Source organism: Rhizobium sp. CG4, from assembly GCF_023701965.1.
Lineage (GTDB): Bacteria > Pseudomonadota > Alphaproteobacteria > Rhizobiales > Rhizobiaceae > Agrobacterium.
Window position 1 is genome coordinate 121793 of sequence record NZ_JABAEG010000006.1, and the last position, 15210, is coordinate 137002.

Genomic DNA, 15210 nt, shown 5'->3' on the forward strand with positions numbered 1-15210 from the left:
CGGCTGTCAGATGTTTCCCTCTAGCGAAGCAACCGAGGCTTCGGGATCAAGCGTTTGAACACGTTGCGTTTTTTATGGTGGCGACCAAGGTCAACATCGCTAACCAGCTTCGCACCACCCTCACGTCGTTCCAGGACCACCTTTCGGCTGTGGAAAGCCTCCAACTCAGCCCTATGTGCTACACTGAGGATCGTTGCGTCAGGGAGTTCATTAATAAGCGTCTGCATCATCTTGTCCTGGCTTTTTTCGTCCAGCGCGGAGGTTGCTTCGTCAAGCACGATGATATCCGGCTTGTGAAGCAGCAGGCGCGCAAATGCCAAGCGCTGTTTTTCGCCACCAGACAAGGTTTGGTCCCAAGGGGCGTCCTCTTCAATCTTTGCGCCCAGATGGCCCAGTCCCACCTTGTCGAGCGCCGATTTTACCTCATCAAGTGGCCATTCATCCGATGCGCCGGGATAGGCAACAGCACGACCCAGTGTTCCCGAGGGGATATAGGGGCGTTGCGGCAGCATGAACAACCGTTTACCGGGGTGCACGTCGACGCTTCCTTCACCCCATGGCCACAGGCCGGCGATGGTGCGTACCAGCGTGCTTTTCCCGGAGCCGGACTCGCCCGATACCAGAACCCGCTCTCCCTGGTTTATCAGGACCTTGGTCTCTGTGACGACAGCTGTGCCATCGTTCAGCGATACCGAGAGATCATTGAGGCTGAGAATGGCCTCGCCCTGAGTGTCGCCGTGTTTAACCCGGCCGACCGCGTCGCTTTTTTCGGCGCGTTCCAGTCCATCGAGCGACACCATGAGCGATGCCACACGCCTGGCGCTGGCATTCCAGTCTGCGAGGCGGGGGTAGTTGTCGACCAACCAGCCAAATGCACCCTGCACAATGGCAAAAGCCGATGCCGCTTGCATGACCTGTCCCAGCGACATGCTTCCATCAAGAAACTTCGGTGCGCACAACAGAATTGGAACGACAGGTGCAAACAGGCTGGACACCTGCGACACCAGTGTTGTGCGCATATATTGCCGGGCAATCAGTGCCCATTGATGAAGCACATGGGAGAAGGTTTTGTTGAGGTCGCTGCGTTCTTCTTCTTCGCCGCCCAACAAGGCGATACTTTCACCATTTTCCCGGATACGTGTCAGCGTATAACGGAACTCGGCTTCCGCCTGGTTTTTCACTTCCGAAATCCGCACAAAATTGCCTGCAATCACCACCATTGAGGTCGATGTGATGGTGGCATAAAGGATCGCGGTAATGACGAGAAAACCGGGGATGGTGACGGTGGTTCCGGCGATGGTGATGGTCAACGCACCACCAATGGTCCAGAGAACAACGATGAAGGTGGACGCAGACAAAAATGCAGAAACGACGCCAGCGACAAAATCCACGGGCGCCTCGGTCGCAATCCGCAAATCTTCAGACATGCGTGCTTCCGGGTTTTTGTGGTCGCCGCCTATCAAATTGAGCTGATAGTAACGACCGTTCGCCAGCCAGCGATTGATGATCCCTGTTGTTAGCCAGGAACGCCAACGGCGCTGTATCTTCATACGGAAAAATACCTGGATGACGACCAGCGACATGCTGCCAAACACAAGCGGTATGAAGATAGCACTCAAGAAATAGACGGTGCTAGCGTCGCGTTTTTCGATGGCATCGAAGAGGTTTCGGTTCCACACATTGATGCCGTACTGAAAAACGACATTGGTGCACAGCAAAGCCACCAGCACGATCGAAAACGGCCAGGCAAGCTTTTCACCGCTTCGGCTCCAGAAACCACGCGCGCTTTCCCAGAAACGGGACAGCAGATATTTGCGACGTGCCTTCTCTTTTTCTTCGGCTGTGAGTTCCCGTTCTGGCAACGGAGCATCAGGTGTTGACGCAGCACTTGTGTTCATTCTTCGCCTGCTCAGTCTTTGTGAAATAGGTTGTTGTTGCCGGGATAGACCTTGGCAGGCAGTTTCAGGGCGGTTTCCCATCAAATGGTCGCCGCTGATCTTGGTTGAAGGGTTTTTTGGTAGATGGTACCGGCGAGATGGCGCGTGTCATGGGTGAACGCTTCCATGGTCCAGCTGCAGATGTTTGAGAGAGTTTTCTACGGTTTTTATGTCATCGGCCGTAACAACCGGAATGGGGTCTGAAGCCATGGCCTCCAGCACTTCCGGCGAAAGTCCGCCATTGCGCATTACCCACTCCATCGCTTCGCGGGTTTCCCGCTCGGCACGCAACTGCGCGTAAAGCGCAATGATCAAACGATCTCTGGCATCAGAACGTTTGTGGCTGGTTTGTTTGGCAACTTTCGTCATGGTTCATGTCTCCGGTATCTATTCCACAGTTCGTTGGTCATGCTGTTGATCTTGAGAGTGGAGATAGGACCCAGCCCGGATGTGTTTGTTCCCTGTTCTGCTTTAACAGCCAGACACGCTCATGGTTCCCTAAGGGAGGCTTGAATAGAAATGGCGTGACATCAGGCAATGGTGAATCTGTCAGAATTCAATCTGAATACGATTGTCAGCGGTAAGTGTTATTAGAGACGGAATTGGACGAATATTGATATTCGTCAAATTTGACATGAGCATTTCCAGCGTTCAAATTCATGTTGAGCACGTCAACCGCAGTTTGCAGAGTAAGAAATCTTGAGCCCAGCGAATGTTGAGCATCATATTATTCGTTCATCGCAGCTGAGCCGTGAGGACAATTACGAGTATTGGCGAACAGGCATTGCCAGCCTGTTTGATGCCACTCCCACGGATAGTGATTTCGATACATTCAGTGCCGATCTGGCGACCTATAATCCCGGCCAGTTCCTGATCGGCAAATCGTCGGCGAGCCCGCAGCAGTTTCATCGCTCCGGTGCCCTGGTATCCGCAACTGCGGTCGATCACCTTTTGGTGCAACTCTACGTGAAGGGCGAGTGTTCGTATAATGCGGACGGCGGTTACGGTAAGGGCGTAACGGGCGACATCGTCTGTTTTGATCTCAGCCGCCCGATGCAGTCTTACGCCAGCAATATGGACATCATCAGCCTGGTCATTCCACGTCAGATGATGCGGTTGATGCCAAAAGTGGTTGATAATCTTCACGGTGCGCGCGTTGAAGGTTCATCGACACTTGGGGTCATTCTCAGCGATTACATGCTGTCTATCGCACGGCGTGCGCCGACACTAAGCCAGACGGAGGGGCAGCTTCTGGTGGAATCCACATCTGCCTTGTTATCAAGTGCATTTACCGGTGCCGTTACCACGCAGTTCGACACGCTGACGCATGTAAACCTGCAAACGATCCAGACATTCATCGAGCGCAACCTGACAAACTTGTCTCTGTCGACCGATATGATCATGTATCAGTTCGGCTTGTCGCGCTCTGCGCTTTACCGGCTGTTTGAACCGGTTGGTGGAGTTGGTGAATATATCCGAGAGCGTCGGCTCAAGCTGGCGAGATTGAAACTGGCATCGGTCGGGACCGGCCGTGGAGCAGTGGCGAAACTTGCCTATTCCTGCGGTTTTTCCAATGAGGACACCTTTTCCCGCGCTTTTCAGCAATATTTCGGCATTCGCCCCAGTGAGGCCATTCGGGATATCGGCGCTGCTGCGCAGCTGAAAAATATGTTGGATGGTGATGCCGATAATTGGATGCATAACTGGCTCGACAAATTGCAGATGCGCCAGTCATCCAAAGTCCCCTGAGGGTTTCGTACAATAAAAAATAGGCATTTGGGGCAGGTCTGTTCGCACAGGTTGCAGGCGCAAGCCTTTGAATTGTTGGCATGATATCGGTTCAGCCGACATATTATCCCAATCTTCCCTGATATCGTCCCAACGCGGTTTCGCCCGCTTTATTTTTGGTGGCTCAGAAGGCACGACCTTTTCTCGATTGAGGCGGGAACCTAATGCCGGTCGCAATCATTATGCGCGTCGGTGTTAGAAGGCCAGTTTCACAGCGCCCAACACCAGTCATTTCCTGCAAGGGAAAGACATGAGAGTCACGGTGCTTTTGATGGGAAAAGCACAGGAAAATGGGGATGTGCCGTAAGAATGCATATGTCAGATCAGGATCCAATATTGCTTCACCTCCACAGCGAATTTTCACCGGTGATCGTGCTTGCCGATTTTGAAAAGGCCGACCGCGCAGTGTGGTCCTTCAAGCGGGAACTGGTTGAGACGGAACAAAATTTTCTCTGGTTTTGCGATGACCCGTCTGAGGCGGCTTCTGAGGCGGCAGATAAAAGCATCCGGCAAACCAATCGCCATCCAGAACGATTTTTCGATTGGTTTTGGCAGTAAGACAAGGTCTTGTCAGGCGGGAGTATTCGTCAAGCCACGAAGAGGGTTGGCGGCCAACCCCTTGGCGTGAGAGGCTCCCTCATCAGAGCAGGCTTATCAGCTCCTCAAAAGACAGTCTCTGGAAATTCGGCTCGACATATCGTCGATGTGTATGAATGAACTTGCCGTTGCAAAGGCAAGTTGCGCTGATCGTGTGATCAGGCATGCAACGAAGACAGCCAATGGCTGTCTTCGTCAAAAACAAACAGGTTGCTTATGCAGCCTTGTTGTCACCGTCGAAATGGCCGCACCAATCGCTACCGGTTACGACCGGCCACAGGCCACGCGCATTGGCGTCTGGCTGCGAAACCGGTGGGTTGAAACGACAGAGGCCAGCGTCTGCGGCAACTGTACCAGCATTTGCGGCGTGGTCTTCATAGAACGAGCAGGCTTTGCAGGACGCTTTGTTGGACATGTGTAGTTTCCTTCTTTGTAAAATTACGCAGAAACATGAGATTGATACTCATTTTTTCTAGAATGATTCTAAAGTAGGATTTTCCGTTTGGCAATCTGTGCGCGCAATTTTTTGCCACGAATGTTTAAGTCAGTGGTGCAGCGAGAGAGGTTTTTCGCTTCTCGAAGCGCTGCAAAACAATAACAAGCACGCGTTTTTGTGCGCTGTTGACGTGAAAAATATCGCGAAAAGTGCTGTGCACCTACGTGCTAAACATTCTACATTTCGAATATTGTTGGACTTTTATTGGCCAATTTTTCCAATGCACATATGTGCAATGTGTCATTTGGCTGTCATGTGATCTGCCTATGGTCGCCCCGTGAATACGAGAGGGCGCCGAGATGGTGGACATAGGGCACGTAGAAAAAGATGCACGCCTTGCATCGGGCAATGCGCCATACAGACGGTTGCGACATCATCTCACGGTCATAAGCCATGAGCCGGTAATGTTCATCGGCATTGCTTTGGCTGTCGTGTTCCTGCTGTTGATCCTCGCGCCAGTCATTTCGATCCTCGTCAATGTGGCTATTGTGCAGATTGGCGATGCTGCGCGCACTCGAGCTCCGGAAGGCGCATTCACCCTCTATTATGTGACGCGTGCTTTCGCCTCGCGCATGTCGAGCATCTTGCTGTGGCAGCCGATGTTGAATACCGCCTCGATTGCTATTGGTTCTATTGTTCTTTCCATGTCAGTTGGCGGTGTACTGGCCTGGCTGGTCAACCGCACAGAGCTGCCGGGACGTCGCTGGTTTGCGACGGCACTGATCATTCCGTTCATGCTGCCGACCTGGACGCTGGCGCTTGCCTGGACCACAATTTTCAAGAACCGCACGGTTGGCGGTCAGCCCGGTTGGCTGGAGACGCTTGGTTTTTCAACGCCGGACTGGCTGGCTTATGGTCGGTTACCGATGATCATTATCCTGTCGTTGCATTATGCGCCCTTCGTCATTTTGATCCTAGGCAGCGCGCTGCAGCGTCTTGATGCCCAGCTGGAAGATTCCGCACGTATTTTGGGTGCCAGCCGTCGCCGCGTGGCATTTCAGATTGTGCTGCCGTTGATGCGCCCCGCACTTTTGTCCTGCGGACTGCTGATCCTTGCCGATTGTATCGGTGAATTTGCCGTGCCTTACGTGCTTGGCCTTCCCGTCGGTTTCGACACGCTTTCGACTTCGCTCTATCGCGCAATCTCCACGCGGCAGACCGGCATGGCCGCAGTGATGGCCGCGGTCATCATGGCGATTGGTGTGGTCACACTCTACATCGATACCAGAATGATGCGCGAGGCGCGCCGGTTTGCGATCATCGGTGGCAAGGGAGCGATGGATCGCCGCCGTCCGCTGGGGCGCTGGCAGATGCCTGCCACTATTTTCACGCTGGCATTTTTTACCGTCGGTGTGGTGATCCCGCTGCTGACCTTGTTTCTGTCGACCATCATGCGTGTGCCGGGTCGTTTCTCGCCCGAAAATTTCACCTTCGATTACTGGATCGGCGCCAACCTCGACACCGTTGCCCTAAGAAACGGCATTCTGATGACGCCGGAATTCTGGAGCGCTGGCCTCAATACCCTGGTGATCATTGGCGTGGCCTCACTTGCATCCGGTGTTCTCGGCCTGCTGGTCGGGTATGTAGTCATTCGCAGCCCCTTTGCCGCACTTGGTAATTTCCTGCGCCAGATTACGTTCCTGCCATATCTTGTGCCAGGAATTGCGTTTGCAGCTGCCATCCTGACGGTATTTGCGGTGCCGCGTGGTCCGCTGCCAGCGCTATACGGTACGTCGATTATCCTTATTCTCGCACTGATTGCCGATCAGATGCCATTTGCCTCGCGGTCCGGCATTGCGGCCATGGCGCAGCTGGGCAAAGAGCCGGAAGAGGCTGCTCGCATCGCGGGTGCCGGTTGGTGGCGTCGTATGCTCAGCATCGTGATGCCAATCCAGAAACGGGCGCTGGCCAGCGCAATCCTGCTGCCATTCATCTCCGGCATCAAGGGCGTCAGCCTGTTCATCATCCTCGCCGTGCCGGCAACCGATGTCCTGACCACCTATTCGCTGCGTCTCGTTGATTACAACTACACCCAGGCAGCCAATGCCGTGGTGCTGATGATCGCGCTCTTGGCGCTGTTTGGCACCATTCTTATCAACCGTCTCACGGGCAATGGCATTGCCAAGGGACTGGAGAGCTGACATGCCCGATATCACCCTGACCAATGTCACCAAGAATTACGCTGGCCACGGCAACGCCGCCGTCGAAGGCCTGAACCTGACCATCGCAGATGGTGAGTTCATGTGCCTGCTGGGACCATCGGGTTGTGGCAAGACCACGACATTGCGCATGATTGCGGGCCTTGAACATCTGAGCGACGGCGAAATCGCCATTGGCGATAAGCTTGTGGACAGTGTTCCGGCCTCCGCTTTTGTGCCGCCGGAAAAGCGCGGCCTCGGTCTGGTGTTCCAGAGCTATGCGCTCTGGCCGCATATGACCGTGGAGCGGAACATCGATTTTGGCCTGCGCCTGCGCAAGCTGCCGGAAGCGGAGCGTCGCGCCAAGGTCAACGACGTGATGGAAAAGCTGCGCATCCGCGATTACGCATCGCGTTATCCCGCGCAGCTGTCCGGCGGTCAGCAGCAGCGCGTGGCACTGGCGCGCATGCTGGCGGTTAATCCCGGCATCCTTCTTCTCGATGAGCCTCTCTCCAATCTCGATGCTGCGCTCAGACTGGAAATGCGCACCGAATTGCGTCGTCTGCATGAGGAGTTTCGCACAACAATCGTGTTCGTCACCCATGACCAGTGGGAAGCGATGACGCTTGCCACCACCATTGCCGTGATGAATGGCGGGCGTTTGCAGCAGGTCGGTGCGCCCGATGATATCTATTCACGTCCGGTCAATCGGTTCGTTGCGGAGTTTATCGGCAATCCGCCAATCAACATGATCAGTTTGGACGGAACATCAAGCGGTGATGGCTTTGGCGCCCGCCTGTCCGAGAGCCTTGACTTGACCGGCGCAGCATCGATCGGACTACGGCCTGAGGAAATTTCCCTGTCAGAGACATCGAACGCCGTACCACTCGGCGCGTTGCGGCTTGAAAGCATCATGCCGACCGGTGGCAGTTGGATCATCGAACTGTCCCTTGGTTCAGAACGACTGTTTCACTCTACGCATAGCAGGCCAACCGCAAAGCCGGGTGACATGATCAGCTGTTTTGCGCGCCGCGAGGGTCTTTACCTGTTCGACGCTGCTGGCCAGCGTTTCGATACGACCGAAATCCGCGCCCCAAGCGCGGCACACCCAGCCGGAACCGAGCGTCCGGCACTTCTACTCGCATAACCTCACGAAAACATCTTTGTTCAAATCACTCAAAGGAATACCGATGAGACATTCCCGTACTCTGCTCTCCTCTCTGATGCTGTCTGCCGCTGTTCTGTGTGGCGCGGCCAATGCCGGCGCCGAAGAGGCTTTCGATCTCGACAAGCTGATTGACGCCGCCAAAGAGGAAGCGCCTTTTACCGTCTACGACTCGACCGGCAAAATTGTCGAACAGGCAAAGGCCTTTTCGGAAAAATACGGTGTTCAGGCTACTGGCGTAAAATCCAGCGCACCAGAAACGCTTGAAATCGTCATTCGCGAGGCCCAGGCAAATAACGTCAAGGCTGACGTGGTTATTCTGGCAGATGCACCTGCCGCACTGTCGCAGATCGTTGCCAAGGGTTATGCAAAGAGCTGGCTGCCAACAGATCTGGCTAAGGATATTCCAGTGATCTATCAGGACCCGCTGACCATCGTTCTTGCACCGAATGTCTGGACCTACAACACCGCTTTGCATGACAGCTGCCCTGTCTCCAACATCTGGCAGCTGACAGAAGCCGAGTGGAAGGGCAAGGTTGCCATGCAGGATCCGCTTGGCAAGCCTTCCTATACCGACTGGTTTAACCAGTTGGCCACCCACGCCGACAAGGCTGTTGCCGATGCCTATCAGGCGCAATATGGCAAACCATTGGAAACCGACGAGGCCAGCGCTACCGCTGCCTGGGTCAAGGCGCTTGCCGCCAATAGCCCGCTGTTGACCGATTCCGACGGTGCGGCTGCAGAATCGATTGGCGCTCCTGATACCAAGGATAGCTTTGTTGGTCTGGTCAGCACGGCCAAGTACCGTGACAACAAGGACGGTATGAAGCTTGGCCTTTGCGTAGGTCTTTCCCCATTCTCCGGCTGGACTTACCCTTCGCTTGGTCTGATTGCGTCGGGCACAAAAAGCCCGAACGCGGCAAAGCTGTTCCTGCGTTACATGATGACAGCTGAAGGCATCGCGCCGCAGGCGAAGGACGGCAAAATGTCGACCAACACCACCATTAGCCTGCCAGACAGTGAGCCGTCGGGTGTTGGCAAGGTTCGTGACCAGCTGCTTTCCTATGACGCCTCTACCGGTTCCGCGGACTGGGAAGCTCGTCAGGATTGGCAGGATCTTTGGGCCTTGAACTACAAGAAGTAACTGTCAAATATTTGTAACAATACTGGCAGGCCTTGTTTCTGGCCAAGGCCTGCACCATCCATTCGAAAGAAATCATGCTGACTGTCGATGAACTGAACCTCCGTGAAGCCCTTTTGCGCGAAGTTGCCACCTCTGCCGGTGCTGTTGCCCTTGCTGCCTTTCATGCCCGCAAGCCCGGCGATTTTACGCTCAAGGGACGGCAGGATTTTCTCACCGAGGCAGACGGTATGGTGGAAAGCCATGTACGAGCCCTGATCACCAAGGCATTTCCCTTGGACGGGATTTTGGGTGAGGAGGCTGGTGGTTATCTTTCGGACAGGCTGTGGGTGATTGATCCGATTGACGGAACGGCCAATTTTGCCCGTGGCATTCCGCATTTTTGCATTTCGATTGCCGTTCATGAACAGGGCGAAACACTGCTGGGTGTGATCTTTAATCCGGCGTCCGATGAATTCTATTTTGCCCGCAAGGGGCAGGGTGCGACCAAAAACGGTGTGCCGCTTACGGCCGCGAAAACCGAAGCCATTACCAATGCATCGGTGGAGATTGGCTGGTCTCCGCGCGTTGAGAGCGCTGATTATTTGGCGGCGCAGCAGCGTGTGCTGGAAAAAGGCGCCAATATTCGCCGTGGCGCGTCGGGTGCGCTGGCCATTGCCTGGGTGGCAGAAGGCCGCACGGATGGCTACGCCGAATATTATATGAACGCCTGGGATTGCCTTGCCGGTCTGCTGATGGTGCGTGAGGCCGGTGGTGTAACCGGAACCTATCCGGCGGAGCAGGCCGAATTGCTGACCGGTGGCGCGATCTTTGCCGCAGCCCCCGGTGTTGCCGTCGATTTTTCGCAAGCGATGCGGATTGCCATAGCGGATGAAGATCGCAAGGGAGAGGCAGCATGAGTGCTTCTCCGCGATATGAACGCCCGCATCTTAGTCTGATCGAGAGCAACCTGCCCGGCTGGGATGTTGATCTCTACATTGGTGGACGTGAAGCCGTCTGTGATCCGGCCTTGCTGGCCGAACATGACATCAAGATTGTCGTCAACTGTGCGGTGAATTTTGACGTGAATTTTGTCTCCGGCGGTCAGACGGATGAGAATGGCATTCTGGCGTCCGGTCCCGGATTGCTTCGCTATTACAAGCTTGGGCTTGTGGATGGCGCGGGCAATTCCGACACCATGCTGCTGTCGGGGTATTACCTGCTGCGTGGCGCACTGGACCAAACCTTTCCGGAACGGGCCTCCTACCCGCATCGGGAAAAGGGCAATGTTCTTGTAAACTGTCGTGCCGGTCGCAGCCGCTCTGTGGCCTTGGTGTCGCTATTCCTGCATCTGGAAATGCCAAAGACTTATCCAACACTGGCGGCTGCAATTACCCATGTCCGCACCAACAGGCAATTGCGTACCGATGAGTGGTTTGAAACGCCAAAACCGCAATTGATCCGAGCGGCGGAACAGGCAGCTGATATGATCCGCCTTGTCGAGGCAGGAAAAAGAAGGGCGATTGCATGACCAACCGGCCGCCACAGAGTTTTGCGAGTGCCATTGAAGTGGCACGGAAGGCAGGCGTTTCGCGCTCCGCCGTTTCGCGTACCTTCACGGAAGGGGCGAGCGTCTCTGAAGAGACCCGTCGCAAGGTTCTCGCCGCGGCCGAGGAACTGAATTATCACGTCAACCATCTGGCACGTGGTCTATCGCAGGAAAAAAGCCGGCCGATCTGTATTCTGGGCGGTGATCTTCACGCGCCCTATCAATCGGCGCTGCTGGAAGCCATCACCCGGCGCATTCAGGCGGTCGGTCGCGCTGCAATGGTCATCAATACGGCGGGTGATGAGGCCGATATTCAGTCCGCGCTACACCAGACACTTAACTACCGTGCCTCAGCCACAATCGTTCTTTCGGGCGCGCCGCCAGTGTCACTGGTGCGAACCTGTATCGAAAGCGGCCAGCATGTCATTCTCATCAATCGTGCGGGACAGATCGAGGAGGCGGACCATATTAGCCTCGATCACGAGACCGCGATGAAAGATGCGTGGCACATGCTGGCCCGCGCGGGCTGCAAGTCCTTTGCGATTGTTTCCTCCACCAACGGGTCTCCCAGCCTGCTGGCCCGCGAACGACTTTTCTGCGACGTGGTCGCCAAGGCAGGCTTCGAGCCACCGCAGGTGATCAAGGCCGGCTCCACCAGTTATCGCAGCGGCGCAGAGGCGGCGCGGCGGTTGCTTCCTGGCGCAACACCTCCGGACGCAGTTTTTTGCGTGACCGATCTTCTGGCCTGCGGTTTTATCGACGTGGCGCGCAATGATTTTCAGCTGAAAATCCCCAGGGATCTCTGTGTTGTCGGTTTTGACGATATCGAGCAGGCCAGTTGGGAAGGGTATGCAATCACGACGTTTCGTCAGCCGATCGAAGAAATGGCAGAGGCGATCGTGACGCGCCTGACGGAAGAGCGTCTGGACAATCCGGTCGGTCACGTTACGACCTTCCGGGCGTTTCCCGTATGGCGCAAAACCGTGCGTTCGTGATGCCTGTCGGGCCGATCAACCCGCCGTGGCGCGGCGTCGGACATCATCAAATTTCAAACCGAACCTTGCCAGATATTTGCTCAGCCGGTCGGCGTCATTGCTGCTTTTTTTCTCAAGGCGGCTGTTAGCGAACAATGCACGGCCTGCAGCGCTGGCTGTCCCATGCTCGCAGCATGTTTTCAAAACAGTGGTGAGTTGAGCGACATCGAAAAGATCGAGTGCTACGACGGCTTCTTGGCCGAGGACATCGACAAGGATTTGGTCTGCTGCGCGGCCTGAAGGGGCGCCTCCCCAGGCGGCCTTGAGGCGTTCTGCCTCATGACGAACGACCTCGACGGTTATTCTGCCTTGCGGCGCAAGTGTTGCCATGCGCATGACCGATGCCGATAGATCACGGAAATTGGCGCTCCATGCGGCTTCCGGGGAGGTTGCGAAAATTAGATAACGTTCGCGCGCTTCCTTGTTGAAGGTCACGTTGTGGCCTTCCTTTTCCAGAAAACGGCGCAGTTCGAAATCAAGGTTAGGCTCGATATCTTCCTTGCGTTCGCACAGTGCAGGCAGCTGGAAGGTCCAGATGTTGAGGCGGGCAAACAGGTCTTCGCGGAACCGGCCTTTTTGCACCTCTTCGCGCAGATTGCGGTTGGTCCCTGCCAGCAACTGGAAATCGGCCGATGTTTCCTTGTCCGCACCAACAGGCAGAAACCTCTTTTCCTCGATGGCACGCAGACACATGGCCTGCTCATCCAGACCAAGCTCGCCGATTTCGTCGAGGAAAAGCACGCCCTTGTCTGCGGATTTCAAAAGGCCAGCCCGCTCACCTGAGGCGCCGGTGAAGGCACCCTTGACGTGACCGAACAGCGCCGACATCGCCTGATCACCGCGTAACGTGGCGCAGTTGACCTCAACGAATGGACCCGTGACCTTTCGCTCGGCTTTTTTCAGTTCGTAAATCCGCTTTGCCAGCTGGGATTTACCTGCACCCGTCGGGCCGGTCAGCAACAAAGGTGCAACCGAGCGCATCCCAACCTGTTCAATCTCGTCAATCATGCGGTTGAAGGCGGCGTTGCGCGTCGAAATCCCGGACTTCAGAAACGAGGTTGCTTCCTCTCGCTCAGAGGCAAAGCGGGTGGCGATTTCATCGTAACGAGAAAGGTCAAGGTCGATGACGGTGTGCTTGCCAGCATAATCGCCTGGCAGTTCATGGTCGCGTGGCGGCGATAGCTGCAACAGGCGGGCGGGAATGATGCGGGCTTCCGTCAAAAGGAACCAGCATATCTGCGCCACATGCGTGCCGGTGGTGATGTTGACGAGATAATCCTCTGTGTCTGGATCGAAATCATACGTGCGGGCAAAATCACGCAGCTTTGTGTAGACCTCCGAGAAATCCCAGGGGTCGGTGAGATTGATGATGTTCTGACGAACCTGGGTCGCGGGCGAGACGGTCTCGATATCACCAATGATGGTTTCCGCCAGCCTGCCAAACTGGGTGTCGTGGATCAGCTCAACACGATCAAAAAACATGCCGGGTTGCTGAGTCAGCGCGACATTGGGCCGCCAGCGGCTCCATCTGTCCTTGCGTCCGCCCATATCCAGTGTCGTCCCCAGAATGCTGATAGCAACACGTCGCTTCATGTATTATCCAAAAAGATAAATCTTATATTACTAGATAATTTAATGAGATTGCCGTTGATTGGCAATTCTGGATGTTGAAAAAGCTTTCGAATTTTTTAAATGATTAAAATCAAAGGTTTGAATTCGCTTTCGCTATGTTTTCGCGCCGTCGAAAGCAAACTGGCACGCCACTTGAAATGTATCTGGCAGAAACAAACAAAAAGGTGCGGCCATGGTGAACACGGCAATCTTCAAATCTTATTTCGGCAAGCTGCTGCCGCAGACGGATGCCGTCAATCATGCTAGCGCCGCTGCCTATGCCCTGACGCCGCGTGAAGCACTTGCGCAGTATGCGGTGACAGGAACGTTCAATGACACGTTTTACGCCAATGCCGGTGAGCAGCTGGATGCGGTGGTGAAGCTTGCTTCAGAGGTCGAGCCGGAATTTCTGGCGAAACTGGCAATCTATGCGGCTGAACAAGGCCATATGAAAGACATGCCGGTCATGTTGCTGGCAATGTTATCCGGCTTTGAGAGCGATGCCTTTACGCGTGCTTTCCCGCGGGTGGTGAGAAGCGGCAAGATGTTGCGCGGTTTTGTGCAGATCATGCGTTCTGGAACTGCGGGCCGCAAGTCGCTTGGAACACGTCCTAAAAAGATGGTTCAGGCATGGCTTGATACACGTACGGTGCCGCAATTCCTGCAGGCGATGGTCGGCAATGATCCTTCGCTTCCGGATGTTATCCGTATGGTGCATCCAAAGCCAAAGGATGCGGAACGTGCAGCATTGTATGCATGGGCAATCGGCAAGCCATACGATCTTGCTGCACTGCCAGCCGAAGTGAAGGCTTTCGAGGCATTCAAGCGGGATACCAGCCGGGCTCTGCCAGCTGTGCCGTTCCAGATGCTGACCTCGCTCAAGCTGACAAAGGAGCAGTGGGCGGAAGTGGCACTTAGCGGATCCTGGCAGATGGTGCGCCAGAACCTCAATACATTTGCCCGCAACGGCGTGTTTGAGGTGCCCGGTATTGCTGAAAAGCTGGCCGCCAAACTCGCTGATCCGCAGACGGTTCGCAAGGCGCGGGTGTTTCCGTACCAGTTGCTGGTTGCCTGGCATATGGCTGGGCAGACGGTGCCCGGCGAAGTTGCCGATGCATTGCAGGACGCAATGGAAACCGCAATTTCCAGTGTGCCGGTGTTCAAAGGCAATGTGGTGGTCTGCCCTGACGTATCGGGCTCGATGGGTTCGCCAGTGACCGGGTACCGAAAGGGGGCCACGTCAGCGGTTCGTTGCATTGATGTGGCCGCTCTTGTGGCAGCCTCGTTCCTGCGGCGTAACCCGCGTGCACGGGTACTGCCGTTTGAAAACCGGGTGGTGGACGTAAAATTGAACGGCCGCGATAGCGTGATGACCAATGCTGCAAAGCTTGCGGCCATCGGCGGCGGCGGAACCAATTGCTCGGCACCGCTGCAACGGCTGGTGAAGGAAAAGGCCAAGGTCGACCTCGTGGTTTTCGTTTCGGACAACCAGTCCTGGATCGATGACCGCGGTGAAGGCCAGGCGACAGGCATGATGGTTGAATGGGCGCGGATCAAGCGACGCAACCCGGCTGCAAAGCTGGTGTGTCTCGATATCCAGCCCTACGTCCAGACGCCTGCCAAGGCCGCGGATGTCTTGAACATCGGTGGTTTTTCCGACGCCGTTTATGACGCTATAGCCAACTTCGCGGCGGGCAAGTCCGGTGCAGGGGAATGGCTGCGCCAGATCGAGGCGATCGATCTTTGACATTGTCCTGCGCCACCAGTGAAGGGCG

The 15210-nt window shown here is 55.4% G+C and carries 13 protein-coding genes; 9 read left to right on the top strand and 4 right to left on the bottom strand.

Going from position 1 to position 15210, the window contains the following annotated elements:
- Positions 1–20: 20 nt before the first annotated feature.
- Together HGO37_RS17535 and HGO37_RS17540 are read right to left on the bottom strand one after the other, a co-directional pair.
- Positions 21–1898, bottom strand: a complete 1878-nt coding sequence (locus HGO37_RS17535) for an ABC transporter ATP-binding protein/permease (protein WP_250984447.1) — start codon at positions 1896–1898, stop codon at positions 21–23.
- A 147-nt stretch (positions 1899–2045) separates the two neighbouring features.
- Entirely contained in the window at positions 2046–2306 is a 261-nt protein-coding gene (locus HGO37_RS17540; RefSeq protein WP_250984448.1) for a hypothetical protein, read from the bottom strand.
- A 330-nt stretch (positions 2307–2636) separates the two neighbouring features.
- Between HGO37_RS17540 and HGO37_RS17545 the strand changes: the two genes are divergently transcribed.
- On the top strand, positions 2637–3686 hold the full coding sequence (locus HGO37_RS17545) for a helix-turn-helix domain-containing protein (protein ID WP_250984449.1): 1050 nt from the start codon (positions 2637–2639) through the stop codon (positions 3684–3686).
- A 354-nt stretch (positions 3687–4040) separates the two neighbouring features.
- Positions 4041–4283, top strand: a complete 243-nt coding sequence (locus HGO37_RS17550) for a hypothetical protein (protein WP_250984450.1) — start codon at positions 4041–4043, stop codon at positions 4281–4283.
- A gap of 253 nt (positions 4284–4536) precedes the next feature.
- On the opposite strand, the gene HGO37_RS17555 is transcribed toward HGO37_RS17550, so the two are convergent.
- On the bottom strand, positions 4537–4737 hold the full coding sequence (locus HGO37_RS17555; protein WP_250984451.1) for a hypothetical protein: 201 nt from the start codon (positions 4735–4737) through the stop codon (positions 4537–4539).
- A 380-nt stretch (positions 4738–5117) separates the two neighbouring features.
- Between HGO37_RS17555 and HGO37_RS17560 the strand changes: the two genes are divergently transcribed.
- The 6 genes from HGO37_RS17560 (at position 5118) to HGO37_RS17585 (ending at position 11785) form a co-directional block, all read left to right on the top strand.
- Entirely contained in the window at positions 5118–6959 is a 1842-nt protein-coding gene (locus HGO37_RS17560; RefSeq protein WP_250984452.1) for an ABC transporter permease, read from the top strand.
- A 1-nt stretch (position 6960) separates the two neighbouring features.
- Positions 6961–8103, top strand: a complete 1143-nt coding sequence (locus tag HGO37_RS17565) for an ABC transporter ATP-binding protein (RefSeq protein WP_250984453.1) — start codon at positions 6961–6963, stop codon at positions 8101–8103.
- A 43-nt stretch (positions 8104–8146) separates the two neighbouring features.
- The gene (locus tag HGO37_RS17570) at positions 8147–9265 is read left to right on the top strand and encodes an ABC transporter substrate-binding protein (protein WP_250984454.1); all 1119 of its coding nucleotides are present in this window, start codon (positions 8147–8149) and stop codon (positions 9263–9265) included.
- A gap of 74 nt (positions 9266–9339) precedes the next feature.
- Positions 9340–10161 carry an inositol monophosphatase family protein gene (locus HGO37_RS17575; protein WP_250984455.1) on the top strand — a complete coding sequence of 274 codons (822 nt, stop codon included), beginning with the start codon at positions 9340–9342 and terminating at the stop codon, positions 10159–10161.
- Positions 10158–10772 carry a dual specificity protein phosphatase family protein gene (locus tag HGO37_RS17580; protein ID WP_250984456.1) on the top strand — a complete coding sequence of 205 codons (615 nt, stop codon included), beginning with the start codon at positions 10158–10160 and terminating at the stop codon, positions 10770–10772. Before HGO37_RS17575 ends, HGO37_RS17580 begins: the two co-directional genes overlap by 4 nt.
- Positions 10769–11785: a LacI family DNA-binding transcriptional regulator gene (locus tag HGO37_RS17585; protein ID WP_250984457.1), complete on the top strand. Its 1017-nt coding sequence runs from the start codon at positions 10769–10771 to the stop codon at positions 11783–11785. The genes HGO37_RS17580 and HGO37_RS17585 overlap by 4 nt, the downstream gene beginning before the upstream one ends.
- 15 nt (positions 11786–11800) lie before the next feature.
- On the opposite strand, the gene rtcR is transcribed toward HGO37_RS17585, so the two are convergent.
- A complete protein-coding gene (gene rtcR / locus HGO37_RS17590) occupies positions 11801–13417 on the bottom strand; it encodes an RNA repair transcriptional activator RtcR (protein ID WP_250984458.1) in 1617 nt (538 codons plus the stop codon).
- Between the two features lie 211 nt (positions 13418–13628).
- On the opposite strand from rtcR, the gene HGO37_RS17595 reads away from it, so the two are divergent.
- Positions 13629–15182: an RNA-binding protein gene (locus HGO37_RS17595; RefSeq protein WP_250984459.1), complete on the top strand. Its 1554-nt coding sequence runs from the start codon at positions 13629–13631 to the stop codon at positions 15180–15182.
- The last annotated feature ends 28 nt before the right edge of the window (positions 15183–15210 follow it).